15 protein-coding genes are annotated in these 17,381 nt (G+C 66.1%); 8 read left to right on the top strand and 7 right to left on the bottom strand.

The window, feature by feature from the left end:
• Positions 1-12 precede the first annotated feature (12 nt).
• Complete coding sequence (locus SPO_RS08130) at positions 13-846, top strand: FAS1-like dehydratase domain-containing protein (protein WP_011047335.1); 834 nt, start codon at positions 13-15, stop codon at positions 844-846.
• A 184-nt stretch (positions 847-1,030) separates the two neighbouring features.
• Here SPO_RS08130 and SPO_RS08125 read toward each other — a convergent pair whose 3' ends face one another.
• Genes SPO_RS08125 through SPO_RS08100 form a run of 6 tightly spaced genes read right to left on the bottom strand, consistent with a single transcriptional unit; the run spans position 1,031 to position 8,650 of the window.
• A complete protein-coding gene (locus SPO_RS08125; protein ID WP_011047334.1) occupies positions 1,031-2,305 on the bottom strand; it encodes an aspartate aminotransferase family protein in 1,275 nt (424 codons plus the stop codon).
• Positions 2,302-2,907 carry a dimethylsulfonioproprionate lyase DddQ gene (gene dddQ, locus SPO_RS22175; protein WP_011047333.1) on the bottom strand — a complete coding sequence of 202 codons (606 nt, stop codon included), beginning with the start codon at positions 2,905-2,907 and terminating at the stop codon, positions 2,302-2,304. The genes SPO_RS08125 and dddQ overlap by 4 nt, the downstream gene beginning before the upstream one ends.
• A gap of 4 nt (positions 2,908-2,911) precedes the next feature.
• Positions 2,912-4,015, bottom strand: a complete 1,104-nt coding sequence (locus SPO_RS08115) for a mandelate racemase/muconate lactonizing enzyme family protein (RefSeq protein ID WP_011047332.1) — start codon at positions 4,013-4,015, stop codon at positions 2,912-2,914.
• Entirely contained in the window at positions 4,012-5,118 is a 1,107-nt protein-coding gene (locus tag SPO_RS08110) for a mandelate racemase/muconate lactonizing enzyme family protein (RefSeq protein WP_011047331.1), read from the bottom strand. The genes SPO_RS08115 and SPO_RS08110 overlap by 4 nt, the downstream gene beginning before the upstream one ends.
• Positions 5,115-6,197, bottom strand: coding sequence for an alcohol dehydrogenase family protein (locus SPO_RS08105; protein WP_044028113.1), 1,083 nt, complete (start codon positions 6,195-6,197; stop codon positions 5,115-5,117). Before SPO_RS08105 ends, SPO_RS08110 begins: the two co-directional genes overlap by 4 nt.
• Complete coding sequence (locus tag SPO_RS08100) at positions 6,194-8,650, bottom strand: FAD-dependent oxidoreductase (protein ID WP_011047329.1); 2,457 nt, start codon at positions 8,648-8,650, stop codon at positions 6,194-6,196. The genes SPO_RS08105 and SPO_RS08100 overlap by 4 nt, the downstream gene beginning before the upstream one ends.
• 71 nt (positions 8,651-8,721) lie before the next feature.
• Here SPO_RS08100 and SPO_RS08095 point away from each other — a divergent pair, with 71 nt between their 5' ends.
• The 7 genes from SPO_RS08095 (at position 8,722) to SPO_RS08065 (ending at position 16,325) form a co-directional block, all read left to right on the top strand.
• On the top strand, positions 8,722-9,609 hold the full coding sequence (locus SPO_RS08095; protein ID WP_011047328.1) for a MurR/RpiR family transcriptional regulator: 888 nt from the start codon (positions 8,722-8,724) through the stop codon (positions 9,607-9,609).
• Between the two features lie 5 nt (positions 9,610-9,614).
• Complete coding sequence (locus SPO_RS08090) at positions 9,615-10,706, top strand: aromatic ring-hydroxylating oxygenase subunit alpha (RefSeq protein WP_011047327.1); 1,092 nt, start codon at positions 9,615-9,617, stop codon at positions 10,704-10,706.
• A 64-nt stretch (positions 10,707-10,770) separates the two neighbouring features.
• Positions 10,771-11,154 carry a carboxymuconolactone decarboxylase family protein gene (locus SPO_RS08085; protein WP_011047326.1) on the top strand — a complete coding sequence of 128 codons (384 nt, stop codon included), beginning with the start codon at positions 10,771-10,773 and terminating at the stop codon, positions 11,152-11,154.
• Between the two features lie 118 nt (positions 11,155-11,272).
• Positions 11,273-12,523: a sarcosine oxidase subunit beta family protein gene (locus SPO_RS08080; protein ID WP_011047325.1), complete on the top strand. Its 1,251-nt coding sequence runs from the start codon at positions 11,273-11,275 to the stop codon at positions 12,521-12,523.
• A 13-nt stretch (positions 12,524-12,536) separates the two neighbouring features.
• A complete protein-coding gene (locus SPO_RS08075) occupies positions 12,537-12,824 on the top strand; it encodes a sarcosine oxidase subunit delta (protein WP_011047324.1) in 288 nt (95 codons plus the stop codon).
• A complete protein-coding gene (locus tag SPO_RS08070) occupies positions 12,821-15,772 on the top strand; it encodes a sarcosine oxidase subunit alpha family protein (RefSeq protein ID WP_011047323.1) in 2,952 nt (983 codons plus the stop codon). The genes SPO_RS08075 and SPO_RS08070 overlap by 4 nt, the downstream gene beginning before the upstream one ends.
• Entirely contained in the window at positions 15,765-16,325 is a 561-nt protein-coding gene (locus SPO_RS08065; RefSeq protein ID WP_011047322.1) for a sarcosine oxidase subunit gamma, read from the top strand. The genes SPO_RS08070 and SPO_RS08065 overlap by 8 nt, the downstream gene beginning before the upstream one ends.
• Here the strand turns inward: SPO_RS08065 and SPO_RS08060 are convergent, their stop codons facing one another.
• Positions 16,326-17,315 (bottom strand): GlxA family transcriptional regulator, encoded by a 990-nt coding sequence (locus SPO_RS08060; protein ID WP_011047321.1) that lies wholly within the window; start codon positions 17,313-17,315, stop codon positions 16,326-16,328.
• Positions 17,316-17,381: the final 66 nt, after the last annotated feature.

The following is a 17,381-nucleotide window of genomic DNA, read 5'->3' as shown; positions in this document are numbered from 1 at the left end:
AGGACCCCAGCGATGACCGAGACAAATCTGCAGGACTGGGTGGGCCGACAGGAAAGCGCCGAGGACTGGCTGCGCCCTCAGCCCGCGCGCTTTCTTCAGGCCACGCTCGACCGCGACCCGGATCTGGCAGAGGGCGACGCGCTGCCGCCGCTCTGGCACTGGCTCTATTTCCTCGAGGCCCGCCGCGCCAGCGAGCTGGGTCGCGATGCGCATCCCAAAAAGGGCGGCTTTCTGCCCCCGGTACCGCTGCCGCGCCGGATGTGGGCAGGCGGGCGGTTCCGGTTCGCGCGCCCGCTGATCCTGGGCCGGGCCGCCAGCAAACGCTCGACCATCGCCTCGGTGACCGAGAAGGAGGGCCGCAGCGGCAAGCTCTGCTTCGTGACCGTCCGGCACCAGCTGTTGCAGGACGGTGCGCCCGCCCTGACCGAGGAGCATGACATCGTCTATCGCGCGGATCCGACACCGGACGCCCCTGCGCCCACGCCCGAACGTGCCCCCGATGGCGCCGAATTCTCGCGCCGGATCACCCCGACCGAGGTGATGCTGTTCCGTTACTCGGCGCTCACCTTCAATGGCCACCGCATCCATTACGATGTCGATTACGCCCGCACCGTCGAAGGCTATGACGGGTTGGTGTTTCACGGCCCGCTGACCGCCACCCTATTGGCCGATCTTGCCTGCGCACAGGCGGGCCGGCCCCTGCGCGCGTTTTCGTTCCGGGGGCTTGCCCCGATCGCGGGTCCGGCGCCGTTTGATATCGAGGGCCGGGCCGAGGGCGACGCCCTGACGCTCTGGGCGCGGCGCGCTGACGGGGCGCTGGCCATGCGTGCCAGCGCCGAATTCTAGCGGGCCCACGGACATGCAACCGCGCGCGTGAACACCTGCCCGGTTTGCAGGCATCGGCCGACGATGCGGCCCTGTCCGGGTTCGCGACAAGCGAGCCTTTTGCCGGGGAACCGGGCAACCGGTGCGATGGGGCCTTGGGCAATCGCTGGCGCCACCATGGCACGGCTGTTGCGTGGCAGCGGCTCTAGCCCGTCACCGCTGCGGCGGCGCGGTTCAGTGCCGCTTCGGTCCTCTCCAGCTCCTCTTCGCCCAGCGCCAGCGAGGGATAGAGCTTGCCCGGGGATTTGAGCACGCCCTCGGCCCGCAGTACCGCGTTCCACACCTGCGCCAGCTCGGGCGCGGCATGGCGGGCCGTGCGGTAATCGGTGCAGGCGGCATCGGTGAAATAGACATCGAACAGGGTGGCGTCGCCCGACAACCGGTGCGCGATACCCTGTGCGCCCAGCGCCCGCTCGTGCATCGCCATCAACCGTTCGCCCAGATCGCGCAGGCGCGCGTACTGACCCGGACGGCGCAGGATCTCGAGCGTCTTGAGGCCCGCCGCCGCCGCCACCGGATTGCCCGAGAGGGTGCCCAGCTGCATCAGCCAGCCCTCGCCCCCCACCGCCCCCTTGTCGAAATGCGCCATGATCCGGGCCGAAGCGCCCAGCGCCGCAAGGGGAAAGCCGCCGCCGATCACCTTGCCCAGGGTGACGATATCGGGGGTCACACCATAGTGTTCCTGCGCGCCGCCATAAGACAGGCGGAACCCGGTGACGATCTCGTCAAAGATCAACAGCACCCCATGACGGTCGCAAAGCGCACGCAGGCCCTGAAGGAAACCGGGCGCGGGCGCGATGATCCGTTGCAATGGCTCGGCGATGATCGCGGCGATGTCGTCATGCTCGGCCAGAAGCGAGGCCACCGCCTCGAGATCGTTGAAGGGCGCCACCAGTACCTGATCGGCCACACCTGGCGGAATGCCGGCGCTATCGGGCACCGGGGTCGGAAAGTTGACCGCACGGGCGGGGGCAAGGCTCATCTGCGCCTCGGCGGACATGCCGTGATAGCCCCCCTCGAATTTCACGATCCGGGGCTTGCCGGTAAATGCGCGCGCCAGCCGGATCGCGTACATGTCCGCCTCACCCCCCGAGGTGACGAACCGCACCTGTTCGCAACAGGGCACCGCCTGAACGATTGCCTCAGCCAGCTCTATCCCCTTGGTGTTATTCGCGAAAAAGGTCGTGCCCAGCGGCAGCTGTTCCAGCACCGCCTCCATCACCTCGGGATCGCCATGGCCCAGCAGCATGGGCCCCGAGCCGATCAGATAGTCCACATATTCGCGCCCATCCTGATCCCAGACCCGCGCGCCCTGCCCGCGCGCGATCACAACGGCGGGGTCGAAATTGCCAAAGCCCGCGGCGGGCAGCACCGCTCGGGCGCGTTCGACCCAATCGGCCTGGCTGTTCAGTCGGATCATATCTCTCCCTCCGGATAGGTCAGCACAGGCGCGGTCTCCAGATCGCCGCGCCACAGGACCAGCGCCATGAACGGGCGGTCATATGTGCGCGTCGCATGCGGGTGCCCCGACGGGTGGAACACATGATCGCCCGGCCCCAGACGGCGGGGCGGATGCCCTTCCATCAGGAACTCGGCCTCGCCCGCAAGGATGAAATAGATCTCTTCGGCCGGGTGCTGGTGAAACGGATAGTAAAGCCCCGCCGGCATATAGACCACATAGGCCGCAAGGCTGTCGCTGGCAAAGGGCCCGCCCTCGCCGATCAGGCAGTAGCAGGCGAACCGGTCCATGAAATCGGCCCCCAGACGCGAGCCCTGATAGGTCAGGCGCCACTGGGCCACCGCGCCGGCAGCTATGAAGGCATCGCGGATGGCGGCATAGGCTGTGGTCGTCAGGTCCGGGTCACTCTCCATGAGGGCTGCGGGCGGGATGCGGACGGGGGTGACCGGTTGCGGCGTCAGGCTGTCGGGAAGGGCCACGAAACCGGCCAGAGCGGGTTCACGCGCATGAAGCGCTTGAAACTCGGCCAGAAGGTTTTGAAAGGCGGGGTCGGTCTGGGTCATGCTGTCAATCCAGTATCAGGTCGGGTACGCCCAATGCGCCCCGGTCGACGGTGATGCCAAGGCCCGCGCCTTCGGGCGGGGCGATGCGGCCATTTGCGCGCACCGGCGCATCAGGGGCAAGACGCGGAGCGACATAACCCGAGAGGTCACAGACATTCAGCACCCGGCCCGGTTCGCTCGCCGCGCCCAGATGCAGCAGCGCGGCGGTGGTGATGTCACTGCCCCAGGTATCCTCGATGCACATCCGGGCGCCCAGATGCAGGCACAGGTCGCGCGCCCGGCGGGTGGTCGAGAGACCACCGAACTTGGACAATTTCAACGCCACCGCATCCATGATCCCCAACCGATGCGCCGTCAGCAGCGAGGCGGTGTCATGGGCCAGTTCGTCGATCTTCATCGGCAGACCGGTGGCGCGCTGGACACGGGCGCAATCCTCCAGCGTTGCGCAGGGCTGTTCCAGCATGATGTCGAGTTGCGCCACGGCCCGGCCCACCCGGATCGCCTCCAGCGAGGTCGCCCCGCAATTCCAGTCACCATAGACCAGCGGCCCCGGCCCAACCGCCTCGCGCACCTTTGCCAGCCGCTCGACATCGGTCTGCCAGTCGCCCGAGGCACCCAGCTTGACCTGGAACTGGGTGATCCCCTGCGCCTGCGCCTCGCGGGCGATACGGGCCATGTCGTCGGGCGCGATGCAGGTGATGGAGTGATAGAGCGGCATATCCGCCGCCCGCCACCCGCCCAGCAAGGCATGAAGCGGCAGGCCCGCGACCTGCCCGGTGATGTCCCAAAGCGCGATATCCAGCGCCGATTTGGCATAGGGATGACCGTGCAGGACCGCATCCACCCGCTCCATCAGCGCCCCGACCCCGACCGGATCGGCACCCAGGATCACCGGGGCCAGTTCGGTCAGCGCGGGCGCAACGCCGCGCGCATAAGCGGGCAGGTAATGCGGGATCGGGCAGACCTCGCCCCAGCCGGTTATCCCGGTATCCGTCTGAACCGCGATCACCACGGTTTCGACGGTGTCGCAGGTCTTGCCATCGGCCATATAATAGGCCGTGTGGCTGGTCAGCGGCACATGCCAGAGGTTGAGGCGTGCGATTTTCATGAATAGACCGCCACCGGATCGCCAAGGGCGTCCTCATCCGGGTGCACGCCAAGGCCGGGGGTTTCGGGCAAATGCAGGTGGCCGTCGATATTGCGCGGCCCCCTGCCCCCGGCGATATCCACCGTCAGCATGTCCTGACAGGCCCAGACCGCGTGGCAGGCATGGTCCGGAATGGTCGCGGCCAGATGCAGCGCCTCGGCATCGGCCAGAACACTGCCGCCGGTGGCCATCACGAACATGTCGATCCCGTGCGCCAGCGCGATATCGCGCATACGCGCCGCCCTGGTCAGCCCGCCGACGCGGTTGAGCTTGATGCCGAACACCTCGGCCAGCCCGTCGCGGGCGACACGCGCAGCATCCTGCAGGGTGACCAGGCACTCATCCACGCTGACAGGCGCGGAATGCAACGGGCGGATCGCGGCGATATCGTCCAGCGTCTCACCGGGCTGTTCGAACATCACGTGCAGGTCCTCGGTCGCCCGCATGACACGCAGCGCCTGTTGCCGGGTCCAGCCCCGGTTGACGTCGTAAAGGACGATCTCGCCGGGTTTGCGGATATCCTCCACATCGCGGATACGCGCGATGTCGCGTTCCACGTCTCCACCGATCTTGACCGAATGCGCCACATATCCGCGCTGGCGGTAGCGATCTATCACAGCGCGGGTTTCCTCGACCGATTTGGCGCCGACCGAGGATGCGATCGGCCGGGGTGTCCGGCTGCCGCCGCCCATGAGGTCGGCGATGGGCAGGCCCGCGGCCTGCCCGGCGATGTCCCAGCACGCCATGTCGATGGGCGATTTGGCATAGAGATGGCCCGGCAGCGCGATATCCATCGCGCGTTCCACATCCAACAGCCGGCGCGGATCGAGCCCCAGCACAAAGGGCGCCATCGTCTCGATCCCGGCGCGGATGCCCGGACCATGGGCGGGCACATAGGTATGGCCCCAGGGCGTGCCCTCGCCCCAGCCGGTGATCCCGGCGTCGGTCTCGAGCTTGACGAGCGTCGCGTCGAGCAGCTCGAACTTCAGCCGCCCGCCCGACAACCAATAGGGATGTTCCAGCGGGAGATCGACCTGATAGACGGTGATGCGGGTTATCTTCATGGGGTCACCACAATGTTGCCGGTGTGTCGCTTGGCGATGAAGGCAGCCTGTGCGTCGCGCAGCTGGTCCAGCGGATAGGTCGCGGCCAGCGCGGGCCTGATCTCGCCCGCCTCGATATATCGGATCAGGTTCGGCATTGCTTGCGGATCGATCACGGTCGAGCCGGTAAAGGTCAGATCGCGCAGATAAAAGGTACGCAGGTCGAGCGTGACCATAGGCCCCGCGATGGCGCCCGAGCAGGTATAGCGCCCGCCCCGTTCGAGGATGTCGATCAGCATCGGCCAATAGGGCCCGCCCACCACATCCGCCACCACGGTGATTTTTTCGGCCCCCAGTGCGGCCCGCAGATCCTCGGGCGCGCGGGGCAGGACGCGGTCGGCGCCCAGCGCCGCGACCTCGGCGTGTTTGGCCTCGGAAGCCAGCGCGATCACCCGGGCACCCCGCCGTCGGGCCAGCTGTACCACTGCGCCGCCGACCCCGCCCGAGGCGCCGGGCACCAGCACCGTGTCGGCCCCGGTCACCTGCGCACGGGTCAGCATGCCTTCGGCGGTGGAGTAGGAGCAGGAAAAGGTCGCCAGTTCGGCGTCCGACAGCGGGCTGTCGATGGCCAGCGCGTTGACTGCGGGGATGGTGCAATATTCGGCAAAGCCGCCATCGCGTTCCGACCCGAAATAGCCCGCCGTGTCCTTGTTCTGCGGATCGGACGGGTCACGCAGCCAATTGTCGGTGATGATCCGCTCGCCGATCCGGCTGGCGTCGCCCCCTTCGCCCACGGCGACGATGCGCCCGCAGACATCGGCGCCCTGGATGCGGGGAAAGGTGATCGGCGCGCCGCCCCAGGTCGGGTCCTGTGCATCGACCCTATCATAGGCGCTGCCGGTGGTGGCCTCTTGCACCGCTTTCGAATACCAGCCCGTGCGGGTGTTCACGTCGGTATTGTTCAGCCCACAGGCGCCGACGCGGATCAGCACCTCGCCCGGCGCGGGCCGGGGCACCGGCCACGCCTCGTGCAGGACGATCCGGTCCAGCTCGCCATGCCCCATGGTGACCATGGCGCGCATCGTGTCGGGCAGGCTCATTGCGCGGGCTCCGTCGCCGCGTCGGCACGGGGTTTTGTGCTGTCGGGATCATAGGCCGGTGCGCCAAGGATGCGGCCCTTGCGGGGATTTCCGGCGATGATCACCTCGACCTCGGTTCCGGGCACGTTCACCTGCGGTTTGACATAGGCAAAGGCGAGGATCTTGCCGACCGTATGCCCATAGGCGACCGAAGCGGTGGAGCCGACCACCTTGCCATCCAGCAGGACAGCCTCGCCGCCATTGCCATCGAACCGGCCATCGGGCGCGATCTCGAGATAGGCGCAGACCCAGGGCAGGTTGCCGGCGTTCAGTGTCTTGTCCCGGCCCAGATAGTCCTTGTCGGTGCGGGCAAAGCGCAGCACGTCGGCCTCGGCCAGAGTCACCTCGTTGGTCAGCTCGCCTGCGCCCTTGAACGCCTTTTCCATCCGCAGTGCGTTCATCGCAAAACTGCCATAGTCGGTCAGGCCATAGCGCTGGCCCGCCGCCCAGAGCGCATCATAAACTGCAAGCGCATGGTCGCGGGGGATGTGAAGTTCCCACCCGAGTTCACCCGCATAAGACATGCGCAGGGCCCAAAGGCTGTGGCCCGCGACAGTGATCTGCTGAGCCGTCAGCCATTTGAAGCGTGCGTTCGACAGGTCGGCCTCCGTGCAGGCGGCCAGGATATCGCGCGCGTGTGGACCGTTCAGGGCCAGAGCGGCCCAGTCGGTAGAGAGATTGCGAACCGTGATATCCGCCGTGCCCCGATGTGCGGCCAGGTGATCCAGCAGCCGTTGTTCGAAGAAGGCGGCGCAAACGAGATAGAACCGATCCTCGTCAAGCTTGACCACGGTGGTTTCCAGCTCGATCCGGCCGCGCCGGTTCAGCATATGGGTGAGCGCGATGCCGCCGGGCTTTTGTGGCAGACGGTTGGCGGTAAGCCTGTCGAGCAGCGCGCCCGCGTCCGGGCCCGAAACCTCGACCTTGGTAAAGGCCGAAATATCCATGATCCCGGCGGCGCTGCGCACGGCGGCGCATTCGGTCGCCACCATGTCATGCACCGGGGTTCGGCCAAAACCATAGTGATCGCGCTGTTCGATACCGCGCGCGAACCAGCGCGGGCGCTCGTGGCCATAGACCTCTTCGTATACCGCGCCCTTTTCCTTGAGCCGATCATAGAGCGGTGAGGGTTTCACCGGGCGCCCGGCAAGGCGGTTGAAATGGGGAAACGGGATCTCGTGGCGCAGGCAATAGTCTTCCCTGGCCTTGATCACCTGCCAGTCCTTGGTGGCATAAGCGCCGAACCGGCGCGGGTCGAAATCGCGCATCGAGATATCGGCGGCGCCATGCACGATCCAGCGCGCCAGTTCGCGGCTGAGCCCGGGCCCCCAGCCGATACCGATCTGGGTGCCGCAGCAGCACCAGTAATTGCGCACCCCCGGAGCCGGACCAATCAGCGGGTTGCCGTCGGGCGGGTGGGAAATGGCGCCGTGCACCTCGCGCTGGATGCCGAGATCGGCAAAGATCGGCATACGGTTCAGGCTCTCTTCCAGCCAGGGCATGACCCGGTCGTAATCAGCATCGAACAGCCAGTTTTCGTAATCCCAGGGGCATTCGTCGATCCAGACCGCGTTGGGATTGGCCTTTTCATAGATGCCGATCAGGCCGCGCTTCTGCTCCATCCGGATATAGCCCGAGACCTTGCGGTCATCGCGGATGACCGGCAATTCACGGTCCAGCGACTGGAACTCGGGCACCGGTTCGGTCACGAAATAGTGGTGCGTCATCGAGGTCATCGGCAGCTGCAAGCCCGACCATTCGCCCATCTGGCGGGCATAGGTGCCACCCGCATTGACCACATGTTCGCAGGTGATCGTGCCCTTTCCGGTCTCGACCACCCATTCGCCATTCGCCCCTTGCGTGATGTTGGTGGCGCAGGTGTGGCGGAAGATGCGCACGCCCTTGGCCCGTGCGCCTGCCGCCATCGCCATGGTCACGTTTGTCGGGTCCACATGCCCGTCATCGGGTGTGTGCAACGCGCCCAGCACGCCGTCGAGATTGTAGAACGGGTGCAGCTCTGCGATCCGCTTTGGCCCGACCAGTTCGATGTTGAACCCCAGCGACCTGCCCACCGACAGCGTGTGGCGCAGCCAGTCCATCTCATCCTCGGTATAGGCCAGCCGGAACGAACCGCAGCCATGCCATGTCACCGCCTGCCCGGTCTCTGCCTCAAGCTTTCCGGAATAGAGGCCGATGTTGTAATCGACGCATTTGCCGAGACCGAACGAACTGGTCGAATGGGTGATCTGCCCGGCTGCGTGCCAGGTGCTGCCGCTGGTCAGCTCGGCCTTTTCCAGCAGGACGGTATCGCCGCCCCAGCCTTCGTGCGCCAGGTGATAGGCCAGGCCAACCCCCATGACGCCACCGCCGACAATCACAACCCGTGCATGGGCGGGCAAGTCATTCCTGGACATCGCGATTTCCTTTGACCGGGGCGCGCAAAACTGTTGGACAGGCTAAGTGGACATATGTATCACTGTCAATCATGAATGACACAAATGTATCATCCCGCGTCTTGCGCCAACTGACCGAGGAATGGGACACTCTGACGCCCGAGGCGCAGAAGGCCGCGCGCTATGTGCTGGAGAACCCGCAGGACGTGGGCGTGTCCACCGTGCGCGAAATCGCCGAGGCGGCCAATGTGAAGCCCAACACCTTTGTCCGCATGGCCCGGCAGGTGGGCTTTGACGGCTACGAGGATTTCCGCGCCCCCTTTCGCGAGGCGATCCGGCAGGGCGGCGTCAGCTTTCCCGAGCGCGCGCGCTGGTTACAGGAGATCCGCAAATCAGGCGATCTGGGCGGGCTTTATGCCGACATGGCCGAGGCGGCGATGCGCAATGTCGAGGAAACCTTTGCCGGCATTGGCGCCGAGCGGCTGAAAACGGCGGCCGAGGCGATCTGGGCCAGCCGGCAGGTCTTTACCTTGGGCGTCGGCGTGAACAACGCCAATGCGCGCAATTTCACCTATCTCGCCTCGACCGGGATGACCGATTTCCACGCCATTCCGCGCCCCGGCTCGACAGCGGTGGACGATCTGGCCTGGGCCGATCAACGCGACGTGTTGATCGCCATGACCTGCCGCCCCTATCGGGCCGAGGTGGTCGAGGCGGTGCGCCTTGCCCGCGATCAGGAGCTGACCGTGATCGCCCTGTCCGACAGCCCCGCCAGCCCGATCATCCGCGCCGCGCAGCACGGGTTTGTCGTGGCGGTGGACACGCCGCAATTCTTTCCCTCGTCGGTGTCGACCATCGCACTGCTGGAAACCCTGCTCAGCTTTGTCATCGCCGTGGCCAGCGACGAGATCGTCACCCGCGTCGAAACCTTCCACCAGCGGCGCCATCAACTGGGCCTTTATACCGAAGAGCCGGAGTGACCCTCATGCCCGAACCCGTCCGCTCGCTTGCGGCGCGCTATTACACCGATCCGGCGATTTTTGCCGCCGAACAGGCCGGACTGTTCGCCCGCACATGGCAATTTGCCTGCCATGCCAGCCAGTTGGAAAACCCGGGCGATTACCTCGCCTTCGATCTGGGCGACGAAAGCCTGTTCTGTATCAAGGGGCGCGACGGGGTGATCCGCACCTTTTACAACGTCTGCCAGCATCGGGCGCATCAGCTGGTCAGCGGCGCCGGATCGACCCGTGTCGTGGTCTGTCCCTATCACGCCTGGACCTACGAGCTGACCGGCCACCTGCGTGCAGCGCCCAACGCCAAATCGGTGCCCGGTTTCGACGCCGCGCAAATCTGCCTGAGCGAGATACGGACCGAGGTCTTTCTCGGTTTCGTCTTCGTCAACCTCGACCCCGAGGCGCAGCCGATGGACCACTGGTTCCCGAACGTGCGGGCCGAGCTTGAGGCCTTTGTCCCCAACTGGTCCGATCTGAAACCGTTGGAATGGGTCGAGATCCCCGAAGACTGCAACTGGAAGGTCTCGGTCGAGAATTATTCCGAATGCTACCATTGCAGCCTGAACCACCCGACCTTTTCCACCGGCGTGATCCGGCCCGAGACCTATGACATCCAGCCGCAGGGCTATTGCCTGCGCCACACGACCGAATGCAACGATCTGGGGCAGATGAGTTACGACATCGACAGCGGGTTCCCCAACAACGACCGCTATTCCAGCTGGTTTCTGTGGCCGATGTTCTCGTTCCAGGTCTATCCGGGCAACCTGTTGAACACCTATCACTGGCGGGCGGTGGATGCGGGCCGGGTGGTGGTCTGGCGCGGCTGGTATTCGGTGGGTGGCGCCGAGAACGAAACCGTGCGCCGCATGGCGGTGCAGGACCGCGCCACCACGGTCGAGGAGGATATCCGGCTGGTGGAATCGGTCCAGCGCGGCCTGCGCTCGCGCGGCTATGTGCCGGGGCCGCTGGTGGTCGACCCCGGTTGCGGCGTAAACTCGGAACATTCCATCCTGCACCTGCAGAAATGGATGCGCGAGGCGGTTGCGGCAGAGCCGATGTCTTGAAAAGACATCGGCCCGAAATCCGCGCCGGATTTCGGCCACCACCAGAACGAGAGAGAGCGACAAGATGAGCACATTCGACGAAGACCTGTTCCTGAAAGGATTGGAACAGCGCAAGGCCACGCTTGGCGCGGAATACGTGGAACGCAACCTCGCCGCGGCGGACGAGTTCACCCGCCCTTTCCAGGAGGCAATGACCGCCTGGTGCTGGGGTTTTGGCTGGGGTGACGACGTGATCGAGCCCAAGACCCGCTCGATGATGAACCTCGCCATGATCGGCGCATTGGGCAAGATGCATGAATGGGAGATCCATTGCCGGGGCGCGCGCACCAACGGGGTCAGCCGCGACGAGATCCGCGCCATCATCCACGTGATCGGCATCTATTGCGGCGTGCCGCAGGCGCTGGAGTGTTTCCGCGTCGCCCGGCGGGTGCTCGACAGCGAGGACTGAGTCCGCGGACACCCGGGACTTTCTGCGCCGATGTCCGATTTGAACCCCAACTGGTCCGACCATGCCCGCGACTCGAGGCCGATTCCCGGCGAATGTGGCGCAAAGGGAGTCGGATTCGATGAGCTATTCAGGATTACGGGTCATCAAAGAGGCGCTGACCGGTCACCGCGGTTGGGGACCGGCCTGGCGCGATGCTGCGCCCAAGGCGCAGTATGACTATGTCATCATCGGCGGCGGCGGCCATGGGCTGGCCACCGCCTATTACCTGGCCAAGGAGTTTCGCCAGGCGCGGATCGCGGTCCTGGAAAAAGGCTGGATCGGCGGCGGCAATGTGGGTCGAAACACCACCATCATCCGCTCGAACTATCTGCTGGACGGCAACGAGCCGTTCTACGAGTTCTCGCTGAAACTGTGGGAGGGGCTGGAGCAGGAGCTGAACTATAACGCGATGGTCAGCCAGCGCGGCATCCTCAACCTGATCCATTCCGACGCCCAGCGCGACGCCTTCATCCGCCGGGGCAACGCGATGATGCTGAACGGTGCCGACGCCGACCTGCTGAGCACCGAACAGATCAAGGCGCGCTATCCGTTCCTGAATGTCGACAATGCCCGGTTCCCGATCAAGGGCGGGCTGGCGCAGCACCGGGGCGGCACCGTGCGCCACGACGCGGTGGCCTGGGGCTATGCCCGCGCCGCCGACCGGCACGGCGTCGACATCATCCAGAATTGCGAGGTCACCGGCTTCCGCATCGAGCACGGCACCTGCACCGGGGTCGAAACCTCGCGCGGGGTGATCGGCGCGGGCAAGGTGGCGGCCTGTGTCGCGGGCTCCTCCTCGCGACTGATGGAAAAGGCGGGCATGCGCCTGCCGATCGAAAGCCATGTGTTGCAGGCCTTTGTCTCCGAGGGTCTGAAACCGCTGTTGCCCGGGGTGATCACCTTTGGCGCGGGGCATTTCTATTGCAGCCAGTCCGACAAGGGCGGGCTGGTATTCGGCGGCGATATCGACGGCTACAACTCCTATGCCCAGCGCGGCAACCTGCCGGTGATCGAGGATGTCTGCGAGGGCGGCATGGCGATCTTTCCGATGCTGGGCCGCGCCCGTCTGCTGCGCAGCTGGGGCGGCATCATGGACATGTCGATGGACGGCTCGCCGATCATCGACCGCACCCATATCGGCGGGCTCTATTTCAACGGCGGCTGGTGTTACGGCGGGTTCAAGGCGACGCCTGCCTCGGGCTTTGCCTATGCGCATCTTCTGGCCACCGACAGCCCGCACAAGACCGCCACCGCCTATCGGTTCGACCGGTTCGCCCGCGGGCGGATGATCGACGAAAAGGGCATGGGCAACCAGCCCAACCTGCATTGAGAGGGCATCGGACATGTTGATCGACCATCCCATCCTGGGCCCGCGCGACAGCAGCGAGTTCGTCTACAAGGGCGACGCCGCCCTGATCCGCCGCCCCGACTGGCAGGCCCCCGACGCGCTGGAGCAGTTCATCGACTATGGCTATCTGCGCGACAACCCGGCGGGCGTGCACCGCGAGCTGTGGTTTCACGAACAGGGCGACCGCTCGTGGCTGGTGGTGACCCGCGACACCACCACGCATGAGATCAGATCCGTCGAACTGGCCCGCGACGTGGCCCGCAAGGAGGGACGCTCCAGATGACCGGCCCCAATCGTCTGAACGGCGGTCTGATCGACCGCAGCAAACCGCTGAATTTCACCTTCGACGGGCGCCGGTATCAGGGCTTTGCCGGGGATACGCTGGCCTCGGCCCTGCTGGCCAACGATGTGCGACTGATGGGGCGCTCGTTCAAGTATCACCGCCCGCGCGGCCCGATGAGCGCAGGCTCCGAGGAGCCTAATGCCATCGTCGAGCTGCGCGAGGGCGCCCGCAAGGAACCCAATACCCGCGCCACCACCGCCGAGCTGTTCGACGGGCTGAGCGCCAATTCGCAGAACCGCTGGCCCTCGTTGAAATGGGACGTGATGGCGGTCAACGACCGGCTGTCGAACTTCTTTGCAGCCGGGTTCTATTACAAGACCTTCATGTGGCCCGCCGCCTTCTGGGAGAAGGTGTACGAGCCGATCATCCGCAAGGCGGCGGGGCTGGGCACGCTCAGCCATGCGCCCGACCCCGACAGCTATGACAAGGGGTTCCTGCATTGCGACCTTCTGGTGATCGGCGCCGGCCCGGCCGGGCTGGCCGCCGCGCTGACAGCCGCGCAATCGGGGGCGCAGGTCATTCTGGCGGACGAGGATTTCCTGCCCGGCGGGCGGCTCAATGCCGAAACCTTTGCGCTTGGCGATCAATCCGGCGCGGCCTGGGCCGCCGAGACCGCCGCAGCCCTGCAAGCCATGCCCAATGTGCGGCTGATGACGCGCAGCACGGTGATCGGCGCCTTTGACCACGGTATCTATGGCGTGGTCGAGCGGGTCAGCGACCACCTGCCCCAGCCGCTGCCGGGCAAGCCCCGCCAGATCCTGTGGCGGGTCTATTCGCGCCGCGCCATCCTGGCCGCCGGGGCCACCGAACGCCCGATCGTGTTCGAGAACAACGACCGCCCCGGTATCATGCTGGCCTCGGCCCTGCGCAGCTATGCCAACCGCTGGGCGGCAACACCCGCGCGCGCGGTGGCGGTGTTCACCAACAATGACGACGGCCATCGCACCGCGCAGGATCTGAGCGCGCAGGGGGTCAGCGCCGTGGTGATCGACACCCGCGCTGACGCGCCCGAAACCACCGGATACGAGACCATCCCCGGCGCCACCGTCACCAATACCCAAGGGCGTCTGGGCCTGACCACGGTCGAGGTGACGCTGGCCACCGGCACCACCCGCACGCTCAGCGTCGGCGGGCTGGGCGTCTCGGGCGGCTGGAACCCAAACGTGCACCTGACCTGCCACCAGCGCGGGCGCCCGGTCTGGGACCAGGCGATCGCGGCCTTTGTTCCAGGGGGCACCCTTCCCGTGGGCCTGACCCCGGCGGGCGCGGCGCAGGGCGTGTTCAGCACCCATGGCGCGCTGGCCTCGGGGCAAGCGGCGGCGCAGCAGGCGCTGTCCGATCTGGGGATCACGGCGAAATCCGCCGCCCTGCCCCAGGCCGAGGACGCGCCGGTCAACGTCACCCCCTTCTGGCACGTCAAGGGCGCCAAACGCGCCTGGGTCGATCAGCAGAACGACGTGACCGCCAAGGATGTGAAACTGGCCCATCAGGAGAACTTCGTCTCGGTCGAACACCTGAAACGCTATACCACGCTGGGCATGGCGACCGATCAGGGCAAGACCTCGAACATGGCCGGTCTTGCGATCATGGCCGAGGTGGCCGGCAAGTCGATCCCCGAGGTCGGCACCACCATGTTCCGCCCGCCCTACACGCCCACCGCGATGGGCGCCTTTGCGGGCCGCTCGCGCGACAAGGATTTCCGCCCCACCCGCAAGACCCCCAGCCATGTCTGGGCCGAGGAACAGGGCGCGGTCTTTGTCGAGGTCGGCATGTGGCTGCGCGCGCAATGGTTCCCGCGCCCCGGTGAAACCCACTGGCGCCAGAGCGTCGACCGCGAGGTCACCCAGACCCGCAAGTCGGTCGGCATCTGCGATGTCACCACGCTGGGCAAGATCGACGTGCAGGGTGCCGATGCGGCCGAGTTCCTGAACAAGGTCTATTGCAACGCTTTCGCCAAGCTGGCGGTGGGGCGCACCCGCTATGGCCTGATGCTGCGCGAGGATGGCATCGCCATGGATGACGGCACCGCCGCACGCCTGGCCGAGGATCATTTCGTGGTGACCACCACCACCGCCAATGCGGTGCCGGTCTATCGTCACATGGAATTCGTGCGCCAATGCCTGTTCCCGGACATGGATGTGCAGCTGATCTCGACCACCGAGGCCTGGGCGCAGTTTGCCGTGGCCGGACCCAATGCGCGCAAGCTGCTGCAAAAGATCGTCGATCCGGCGCATGACCTCTCGAACGAGGGCTTCCCCTTCATGGCCTGCGCCGAGATCACGGTTTGCGGCGGGCTGCGGGCGCGGCTGTTCCGCATCTCGTTCTCGGGCGAGCTGGCCTATGAGATCGCGGTTCCAACCCGCTATGGCGACGCGCTGATCCGGCGGATGATGCAGGCGGGCGCGGAATTCGACGTGGTCGCCTATGGCACCGAGGCGCTGGGGGTGATGCGGATCGAGAAAGGCCATGCCGCCGGCAACGAGCTGAACGGTACCACCACCGCGCTCAACCTTGGGATGGGGCGGATGGTGTCCAAGAAGAAGGACGCGATCGGCTCGACCCTGTCCGAACGCGAGGGTCTGAACGAGGCGGATGCGCTGAAGCTGGTCGGGTTCCGCCCGGTGAACCCGCAGGACAAGGTGCCCGCCGGGTCGCATCTGATGACCCGGGGCGACCCGGTCGATGCCGCCCATGACCAGGGCTATGTCACTTCGGCCTGCTACTCGCCCAGCCTGGGCTGCCACATCGGCATCGGCTTCCTGAAATCCGGCGACAGCCGCAAGGGCGAGATCGTTCGCCTTGTCAGCCCGCTGACCGGGCTCGACCACGAGGTCGAGGTGGTGAGCGCCCATTTCGTCGATCCAGAAGGAGAGCGTCTGCGTGCATGATCTTAACCCGATAACGCCGCTGGGCGCCGCCGACCCGGTGGTCGAGGGCCATGGGCCGGTAACCCTGAGAGAAGTGACCGAAACGGCGCTGGCCTCGGTCGCGGCGCGGCTGGGCCGCGAGGCCGAGACGACAACCCTGCTGACCGAGGTGCTGGGCGCCGCCCCCCCCGCCCCGGCCCGGCTGTGCCCCGGCACGCCCGGCGCCTTCTGGATGGGGCCCGATCAATGGATGATCGAGGCGCCGCTGAGCACACATGAGGATCTGGCCGCCCAGCTGGCCGCCCGCGCCAATGGCGCGGCCAGCGTCACCGAGCAGACCGATGCCTGGTGCCGCTTCGACCTGACCGGCGAGCGGCTGGCGGATGTGTTCGAACGGCTCTGCCCCGCCAATACCCGCGCCTTTGCCGGTGGCGAGGCGGTGCGCAGCGCGATCGACCATCTGGGCTGTTTCCTGCTGTGTCGCGCCCCCGATCACATCACGGTGCTGGGGCCACGCTCGGCCGCGGGCTCGCTGCATCACGCGCTGGTGGTGGCGATGCGCGCCGCGTTCTGATCAGACCGAGGGCACCGGCAGGTTGCCCTCGACCCTATAGAGATTGATCCGCTTGCGGTCCTGCTGCGGGGTCAGACCAAAGGTGTCGCGATAGTGGCGCACCAGTGGTTTGGCATTGGCATAGCCCACCGCCGTCGCCACCTCGGCAATGCTGTCATTGGTATACATGACGATCTGACGCGCCGCCTGCATCCGCAGGTGGCGGAAATAGCCGGTCGGGTTCTGGCCGGTGGCCTGTTTGAAACAGCGCTCCAGATGCCGGGGGGTGATGTGCAACCGCTCGGCGATCGCCGCGATGCTGGCGGGCGTGGTCAGGTTTTCGGCGAATATCTCGATGGCGCGCGCCACCAGCGGCGACATCTCGCCCTCGGCATCGGCCGCCTGATGGATCGGCAGCGCCTGTTTCACCCCCGCCTTGCGCATGATCGGGTGCTGGAACCAACAGGCGACCTCGTTGGCCACATTGGCCCCCAGTGCCGCCTCGATCAGGCTGAGCGCCAGATCGAAGGCCGCCGCCGCCCCCGAGGCGGTCAGCAGGCGCGGCGAGATTTCGATCACCTCGTTGCTGCGCTGAATCTCGGGGAACTCGGCGGCAAAGGCGGCCTCGTAACACCAATGCACCGACAGGCGCTCGTCGCGCACCACGCCGCTGCGCACCAGCGGAAAGACCCCACCGCTGATCGCGCCCAGCACGGTGCCGTGCCGTTCGATCCGGCGCAACAGCGAGGCGGTGCGCGGGTTCTCGAACCGGGCCACCGGCGCCGACAGCAGCACCAGATAGTCAAGCGCCGAGACCGTTTCCAGGCTGGCGTCGGGTTCGAATGTGATACCCGCGCTCGACACCACCTTGCGGGGCAGTTCCGATACCAGCCGCCAGGCGAAACTGTCCGACATCGAGATCTCGTTGGCCGCGCGCAGCGGCTCGATGATCGAGGTCAGGCAGGCCATGGGAAAGCCCGGAAACAGCAGAAACCCGATACGCGTGGTCATTCGGGGCGATCCTTTGACTTGTCATTCCGCATCAGGAATTTTATTGGAGAGAAAAAATTATGCAAT

Source organism: Ruegeria pomeroyi DSS-3 (assembly GCF_000011965.2).
Classification (GTDB): Bacteria; Pseudomonadota; Alphaproteobacteria; order Rhodobacterales; family Rhodobacteraceae; genus Ruegeria_B; species Ruegeria_B pomeroyi.
The sequence above is the reverse complement of the archived record's forward strand: the minus strand, read 5'-3'. Positions and strand labels throughout refer to the sequence as shown.